The organism is Halomonas sp. TH-94, assembly GCF_057473365.1.
In genome coordinates this window covers 1-7,783 of sequence record NZ_JBYCKL010000053.1, presented here as the reverse complement: position 1 = coordinate 7,783, position 7,783 = coordinate 1, and the positions used below count along the sequence as shown (strand labels likewise).

Annotated in this window: 8 protein-coding genes; 5 read left to right on the top strand and 3 right to left on the bottom strand. The window is 60.5% G+C overall.

The annotated features are described in order from the left end of the window. Window positions 1-231 precede the first annotated feature (231 nt). From AC2VNO_RS10395 to AC2VNO_RS10385, 3 genes are all read left to right on the top strand, one after another. On the top strand, window positions 232-1,680 hold the full coding sequence (locus AC2VNO_RS10395) for an MATE family efflux transporter (RefSeq protein WP_486934061.1): 1,449 nt from the start codon (window positions 232-234) through the stop codon (window positions 1,678-1,680). Beyond that, entirely contained in the window at window positions 1,652-2,704 is a 1,053-nt protein-coding gene (locus AC2VNO_RS10390) for a DUF3080 family protein (RefSeq protein ID WP_486934060.1), read from the top strand. The genes AC2VNO_RS10395 and AC2VNO_RS10390 overlap by 29 nt, the downstream gene beginning before the upstream one ends. Window positions 2,705-2,839: 135 nt before the next feature. Beyond that, window positions 2,840-3,553 carry a hypothetical protein gene (locus tag AC2VNO_RS10385; protein ID WP_486934059.1) on the top strand — a complete coding sequence of 238 codons (714 nt, stop codon included), beginning with the start codon at window positions 2,840-2,842 and terminating at the stop codon, window positions 3,551-3,553. A gap of 36 nt (window positions 3,554-3,589) precedes the next feature. Here AC2VNO_RS10385 and tusA read toward each other — a convergent pair whose 3' ends face one another. Then, on the bottom strand, window positions 3,590-3,841 hold the full coding sequence (gene tusA, locus AC2VNO_RS10380) for a sulfurtransferase TusA (RefSeq protein WP_486934058.1): 252 nt from the start codon (window positions 3,839-3,841) through the stop codon (window positions 3,590-3,592). Window positions 3,842-3,870: 29 nt separating this feature from the next. Here tusA and AC2VNO_RS10375 point away from each other — a divergent pair, with 29 nt between their 5' ends. Further along, window positions 3,871-4,158: an antibiotic biosynthesis monooxygenase family protein gene (locus AC2VNO_RS10375; RefSeq protein WP_228576111.1), complete on the top strand. Its 288-nt coding sequence runs from the start codon at window positions 3,871-3,873 to the stop codon at window positions 4,156-4,158. Between the two features lie 27 nt (window positions 4,159-4,185). Here the strand turns inward: AC2VNO_RS10375 and rlmM are convergent, their stop codons facing one another. Next, window positions 4,186-5,271 (bottom strand): 23S rRNA (cytidine(2498)-2'-O)-methyltransferase RlmM, encoded by a 1,086-nt coding sequence (rlmM, locus tag AC2VNO_RS10370; protein ID WP_486934057.1) that lies wholly within the window; start codon window positions 5,269-5,271, stop codon window positions 4,186-4,188. A gap of 433 nt (window positions 5,272-5,704) precedes the next feature. Between rlmM and gdhA the strand changes: the two genes are divergently transcribed. Continuing rightward, window positions 5,705-7,057 carry an NADP-specific glutamate dehydrogenase gene (gdhA, locus tag AC2VNO_RS10365; RefSeq protein WP_486934056.1) on the top strand — a complete coding sequence of 451 codons (1,353 nt, stop codon included), beginning with the start codon at window positions 5,705-5,707 and terminating at the stop codon, window positions 7,055-7,057. 107 nt (window positions 7,058-7,164) lie between these two features. Here the strand turns inward: gdhA and sugE are convergent, their stop codons facing one another. Further along, entirely contained in the window at window positions 7,165-7,479 is a 315-nt protein-coding gene (sugE, locus tag AC2VNO_RS10360; protein WP_228576117.1) for a quaternary ammonium compound efflux SMR transporter SugE, read from the bottom strand. Window positions 7,480-7,783 lie beyond the last annotated feature (304 nt).

Here is a 7,783-nt window from a genome sequence, read left to right as displayed (position 1 = left end):
ATAGAGCGGCTCGTCACCGCCGCGCACCAAGCGGGTATCGAAGCGCTGCTTGAAGAGGCCGTCAAACAGGGAAATCACGTCCTCTAGGCGATGGGTCACGGGTTCTCCATGCATGACAGAGTGTTAAGCCAGTATATGCGAGTCGATGACGCAGCGAAATCCAGCAGATGTTGCTAACATATTCCGTTTCCCTGGTGCACAGCCAGACTCTCATTACGCATGGAGCCCCCCTTGGCAACGTTCTTCACCGATCTGCTGAGAGTCAGCCGCACGGAGACGCGGCCCCTGGTACGACTGGCCCTTCCCATTTGTGGGGCTCAACTGGCCCAGGCCGGCATGAGCGTTGCCGACGTGATGATGACTGGGCGCCTGAGTGCCACCGATCTGGCCGCCGTCTCGGTGGGCTCCAGCCTGTGGCTGCCGCTGATGCTGTTCATGACCGGCACACTGATGGGCCTGACGCCCATCGTCGCTCATTTACTCGGAGCCGGCTCCACCGATCGCATTCGGCCGAGCGTGCACCAGGCACTATGGGTTGCTCTTGCCCTGGGCCTGGTATCGGCGTGGTTACTATGGTTCGCAGTCATGCCGATCTTTCACGCGATGGACGTTCCCTCGGAGGTCGCCCATCGCTCGGCGGCCTACCTCTCCGCCGTCGCCTTCGGCATGCCGGGCGTGGCGCTTTTTCAAGCGCTACGCGCCTTTTCAGACGGCATGAATCATACCCGCCCGGCACTGTGGATCAGTCTGGTGGGCCTTGGAGTCAACATTCCCAGTAATTTCGTGCTGATCTATGGCGGCGATGGGCTCACCGGCCTGTTCGGCGACTGGCTGCCGGCCTGGGTACAGGCTCTGCCGGCCATGGGCGCACTCGGCTGTGGCATCGCCACCGCGCTTTCCATGTGGGTCATGTGCCTGGCCATGATCCTCTACACCCGCCGCTCACGAGCCTATGGCAATGTCGAGCTCTGGCACTCCCCTGCCCCGCCACGCTGGCGTTTGATTGGGGAGCTGCTTCACGTCGGGGTCCCCATTGGCGTAGCGATCTTCGTCGAAGTCACGCTGTTCACCCTGATCTCGCTGTTCATCGCCAGCCTGGGGGAAGTGACGGTGGCCGCTCATCAGGTCGCCTTAAACTACACCTCCATTCTGTTCATGCTGCCATTGGCACTGAGCATGGCGTTGACCGTGAGGGTCGGCAACACCCTGGGGCAGGGCAAGGCCGAGCTCGCCCGCATGGTAGCCTGGAACGGTGTCCTGGTCTCGGTACTGATCGCACTGTTCAACAGCGCTCTGCTGTGGTTCACGGCAGAGCCGGTCATGGCGCTCTACACTCACGATACTGCCGTTCAGCGCCTGGCGCTTTCGCTGATCTTGCTGGCCATGCTCTATCAGATATCCGACTCGCTCCAGGTCAACCTTGCCGGCGCCCTGAGAGGCTACAAGGACACCCGCATCATCATGGTCATCACCCTCTTCGCCTACTGGGCGGTGGGCCTGGCCGGCGGCCACTGGTTGGGCACTCGCGGCGTTCCCGGTTGGAGCGAGCCACTCGGGGTACACGGCTACTGGATCGGCCTTATCGCAGGGCTTACCGTGGCGGCGATACTTCTGAGTGAGCGGCTGCGTCGCAGAGCCAAAGGAGTCGCGCATGGCAAGCAGGAAATTCCTCCGAACTGATCCGGGGCTATACCTGTCAGCCGTTCTGCTCATGCTGCTGTTGACGGGCTGCGGGGGCGGCGGCGAAGGCGAGGCCAAGCTGGTGGAGTATCAACGAGCATTGGCCGAGGCACTGGGGCAACCGCCCCCGGACCGCATCGACCCGTCCAATATCGGCGCCTTTCCCGAGCGCGCTGAGCGCCTCTTCGACATCGCCGAGACCCGAGAGGGCATGCGCAATGTCTATGCCCTGCGCGAGTGCGGTGTCACCTCGCTCGTGGCCGCTCGCAATAACCAGCTCGGGCGCGTGGCACCGCCCAGTCAGCAGTGGATCTATGAACTCGAACTCTGGCGGCGACTACATGGCTGCTGGGAAAGCGATGTACCTGCCGCGCTTTCTCCCGACGACCGCGAGCGTCTCGAGCGGCTGACGCGCATCAAGACCGAGCAACTCCCCAACGTCAGCTGGAACAGCCTGTTCGACTCAGAAGAGTGGGTGCGCAACTTTTCTCGTGCCAGCTCACCGCTGGCGCCTGGCGACACCCGTGGCATCGAAGCCCAACTCGAGGCCATTGGCTGGTTGCGACAAGCCACTCTCAATCAGTTCAACCCCGAATGGCGGCATGAATCGAGCACGCTGGAAAACCATCTTAAATCACTGCGCAGCCGGCCCTTCACGGCAGAACTATTGCGCGCCCTCATGCTCGCCGAGCAGCGTCTGAATGAAGCGAACCAGCTTCTCATCGCCAGTCTCGAGTCTCAGCAAGGCTGCACATACCTTGCCTCGCCACCGAGCACCTTGAACTCGCGCCTCTCCACCATGGATGCCTTCGCGTGGCTTGCCTACCTCGAAACCCTGGCCACACGGTGGCTGAAGGCAATCGATGCCCTGCTCGAAAGCCACGTTCCTGCTCCCGACGCGGTCGCGGTGTATCGTAGCCACTGGCTCTCATTGAAGAATCCCGACGCTCCCTTGCCTGCCCTGCGACAAGCTCGTGGCGAACATGAGGACCTCTGGCAGGCCCTGATCGCACGATGCTCGTGAAAAAGCTGTCGCCAGGCTTAACTTATATGGCGACTCTGTGATATTGGTGATGCAAGAAGGTAGGAGTCGATCCCGTCAGCCTTGCCGCAGCCGTGACCTTTCCGCTCGGCCCATGCAGAATCTGGAGGGAGAAACATGGGTATGTCACTGTCACCCCGCCCTGCCCGGGTCATCGACCTGGAAACGATGCGCCAGAAGCTCCAGGCCAGACGACGCCTGGTTCGCCTCTCCCCCGAGCTTGATGGCCTCGAGATGGTGTACAGCCTCGCTTCGGACCCGGACTCCCTCTACGGCATGCCCATCCTCGCCTGGGGGCTGCGCGAAGATGGCGATGTCGTCGGACTGGTGCCCTGGATGGAAACGTTGACCCCCTGCCACCAGCTTGACGATCCCGATCATGGCTGCTTCGTCGGCTACCGCGATCCCGAGACCGAAGAGCTGCTTGACGGCCCCCCGCCCCACAAGGCCTGCGAACTCGAGCATGCCGCCGCCTATTTCGATTACGAAGAGACGCGCGACATCACGCTCATCCAGCAGATCCCCGACACCCAGGGCACTCACGCCCTGTGCATCGACGACGACAGTCGCCCTTGGCAGCTAAAGCAGGTATTCGGCTGGCGTCTTTACAGCGACGGTCACGTGGACGCACTGCTGGCGGACGAATCCCTTATCGACACCACGCCGATCCTGCCCGGTGACGCCTGCCTCTATCCTGGACGCAGCCGCCACCGAATGGTCTATTTCTTCCAGCGCAGCATCGCCAACCGTATCCGCGAACAGGACCCCGGCACCCTGGAGGCCCTGGCGCTGATGGTCATGCCTCAATCCACCCCGCCGACAGCCGACTAAGCGCTAGCCGAGTGGGCCAGATGGGGTGGCAGTACATCAGCCTAAACGGATAAAGTAGACGTAGTGACCATCCGACTCCTCCTGGGCCATCAGCTCGTGGCCCAGGAAGCTACAGAACTTGGGCACGTCACGGGTTGTCGCTGGGTCCGTCGCCACCACCTTGAGGATCTCTCCAGGACTCATGTCACGCACCTTGTTGTGCATCAGCATGATGGGTTCCGGACAGTAGAGACCGGTCGTGTCAAGCTCGACCTGATGGGCGGGCTGCGAGTCGGCGGTATTCGTCATCGATCGACCTCGGCGTGGGGAACTGCTAGATGATAAAGATCATAATCGAACGACGCATCATGCCTGGCCTAGAAGAGGAGTACGAGGAGGCCGCACGGGAAGCCATGCGATTTTCTCTCGGTGCCAGAGGCTTCGTGGGCGGCGAGACGCTGGTCGAACGAGGCCGCAGCGATCGTCGGCTGATGATCGTCAAATGGCGCGACTTGAACGCCTGGCACGAATGGTACACCAGCGAGGAGCGCTCCAGGGTAATGCAGCGCATTCTACCGCTGCTGACCGAGGACGAAACCATCCGCATCTACGAGCCGTCGTACTGACGCTTCAGCCACACTACGCTGCTACAGTCAATCCAGCAGCCTGACATGCACCGTGACCTCTTCCCTATCATGATAGAGATGCCGGCAGCGCCGCGTGGCGCGAACGCCGGCATCTTGCAACGCTTCATCCAGCAGGGCCAGGCAGCGCTCCACCTCTTCCCAGCGTCGCTTCATCGGCAGCTTGAGGTTGAAAACCGCCTCTCGACACCAGCGCTTCACCAGCCAGCGCTGAATCATCGCCGTGACGCGAGACGGCTTGTCGACGATATCGCATACCAGCCAATCCAGCCGATGCGGCGGCTCCCAGACGAAGCCGTCTTCCTGCAAATGCTCGACCATGCCCGTGGCCATCAGATCGCCCTTCATGGGGCCATTGTCAATGGCGTAGACATGCATGCCTCGGCTTACCAGCTGCCAGGTCCATCCCCCTGGTGCAGCTCCCAGATCGGCGGCCTGCATGCCCTGAGCCAGACGGCTCTCCCATTCGTCTCGAGGGATGAACTCATGCCAGGCTTCCTCGAGCTTTAGCGTCGAGCGACTTGGCGCCGCATGAGGGAAACGCAACCGCCGAATGCCGCCTGGAAGTTCGCTGCGATTACCGGGGAAACTCATGCCCAGTTGCACGCTATTTCCATCCATCCAGAACAGATGCAAGCGTCGCCCAGCGGCTTTACGACGCAGCGCACCGCGCTTGCGCAAACCCGATTCGAGCGGTCGCGTGAGCGCCTTGATCAGCCCCGACAAGGCCTTGCCATCGTTGGTATCGGGCGTCTCATGCCAGATCGCATCGAAGCTCCAGCCGCTCGCGACTACCTGCGACAGGATAGGCGACAGCCTGTCGTCCCGGCTCAGGTGCAAGGCGGGCAACGCCACCAGACTCTGCCGCGCAAAGACGAGTCGGTCGAACGCCAACTGACGATGCAGCTCGTTGGCTGGGCGCGATTCGTTGACCATGAAACGGACGAAACCCGACTGCGGCGTGAATTCAGCCTTGGCCTGCCAGTCCAGGCGATGACCAAGAGCCGTTAGCTCTGCCCCCAGGTCATGCTCAAAGCCGGGGCGGCAATAGAAGAGCAACTGGTCCGGCACGAGCCCCTCTCCCTTTTCAGACATCTCCCACCCTCCCGGCTGAGTGACCGGCGCACGGAACCCGGTATGAAACAGGACACAAGGCGTTCATTGAGGCTCGACCCTCTCGGACAGGTAGCGAGGAGGAAACAGGCCATTTGCGAAGGCATCCGGCATCGATCTCAACCCAGTCGCGATGAGGGAAAGTGCGGACAAGAGTAGCTGGGCTCAAGGGTTCGCTCCGGCAGATTACGAGCTGCCAATGGTATCAGCCCAGCCCAGCGCTGTCGGCATAGGCATATCGTTTAAAATACGTTTGTGAAAAATCATTAATGCATGGTATTGGTGCACGGTTTTTTGCCATTTAAAAGCGATTTCGACTCATATCAATGTCTAATCCCGACATAGCCTATGCAATTGCTGCATATTGGTGCATTGAATTATAGTGGCTGCATCTCTTATCCATCAGGACATCGACATGACTTACGTGCACGACACCCTCGAAGGTCTCAGCAAGAGCAGCCCAGCCCAGAGCGAGTTTTATCAGGCCGCTGAAGAAGTCCTCGAATGCCTGCGGCCTCTGCTCGAGACGGTGCCCCGTTATCATCAGCACAGCATCATCGAGCGCATCGTCGAGCCCGAGCGTCAGGTCATGTTCCGAGTAAGCTGGGTCGACGACGCCGGCAAGGTACAGGTCAACAAGGGTTACCGTGTTCAGTTCAATTCGGCCCTGGGCCCCTACAAGGGCGGCCTGCGCTTTCACCCCAGCGTGAACGCCAGCATCATCAAGTTCCTGGGCTTCGAACAGATCTTCAAGAACGCCTTGACCGGGCTGCCTATCGGCGGTGGGAAAGGCGGCTCCAACTTCGATCCGAAGGGCAAATCCGACGCCGAGATCATGCGCTTCTGCCAATCGTTCATGAATGAGCTCTATCGCCATATCGGCGCGACCATTGACGTACCCGCCGGCGACATAGGCGTTGGCGCCAGAGAGATCGGCTATATGTACGGCCAATACAAGCGACTCACCGGTAGTTACGAAGGCGTGTTTACCGGCAAAGGTCTGAACTGGGGCGGCTCACTCGGTCGTAAGGAGGCCACCGGTTACGGCGCGGTCTATTTCGCCCAGAACATGCTCGAGGCACGCAGCGACAGCATCCTGGGCAAGACTTGCCTGGTGTCAGGGGCCGGCAACGTGGCCATCTACACCATCGAGAAGCTATACCAGCTGGGCGCTCGCCCCGTGACCTGCTCGGACTCTCGCGGCACCGTGCACCATCCGGAAGGCATCGATCTCGATACGCTCAAGCTGCTCAAGGAGGTCAAGCGGACTTCACTGCGTGAATACGTCGAGTACCATCCTGAGGCAACGTACATCGATGCTCAGGACTACCCCAGCGATGGCCATGCCGTATGGCGTATCAAGGGCGACGTGGCCTTCCCCAGTGCGACACAGAACGAAGTGACCGAGGCCGATGCGGTCGCCCTGCTAGGCAATGGCGTGCACTGCATAAGCGAAGGCTCGAACATGTCCTCCACCGCCAGCGCCGTGGACCGCTTTCTCGAAGCCAGGATCGCTTATGGCCCCGGCAAGGCTGCCAATGCTGGCGGCGTTGCCACCAGCCAGCTCGAGATGGCTCAGAACAGCAGTATGCAGCAGTGGACCATGGAAAAGGTGGATACCAAACTGCAGGCCATCATGGCGGATATTCATCAGCAGTGTGCCACCACCGCCGCGGAGTTCGGGGAGCCCACCAACCTGGTGCTAGGTGCGAATATCGCCGGCTTCCGCAAGGTAGCCGATGCCATGATCGACCAGGGCGTCGTGTAAACGAGGCACATTAGCCTTACCACAAGCAAAGCGGTCGCCCCCCGGCTCTGACAAGCCGGGGGTTTTGCTCGCTATATACCATGACTCCGCACGCCAGCTGTGGCCATCTATGCCGCCAACTTCAACCCCACCAGCCCGGCGAGGATCAGCACGAGGCTGAGCAGGCGCAGAGGCGAGGCACTATCGCCATAGATGAGGATGCCCAGCAGCACTGTGCCGATCGCTCCAATTCCCACCCATATGGCATATGCAGTGCCCACGGGAAGCACCTTCATGGCCTGTGCCAGCAAATAGAAACTGCCCACCATGGCTACGATCGTAAATATGCTGGGGAGCGGACGCGAAAATCCTTCCGACGCCTTTAGGCCCAGGGCCCAGGCAACCTCAAGCAGACCCGCCACAAACAACAGAAACCAAGCCATAGCCCTCATCCATAGTCGGCCGAGGTCGTCCTCGGATCAATGTATGTGCATCGGGTCGTCCCGCTCACGACTGGCGCTGACATTCTGACATGCCTCAAACGACGACACCCAGCCACTTTCGAGGCTGGGTGTTTAAATAAATGCCTGACACTGCGGACCGGCCCCGGCCCATAACCATGAAAAAGACCATGAAAAAACCCCGAGCTCTTAGGAACTCGGGGTTTTTGGAATAGATGCCTGACGATGACCTACTCTCGCATGGGGAGGCCCCACACTACCATCGGCGCTGAGTGGTTTCACTGCT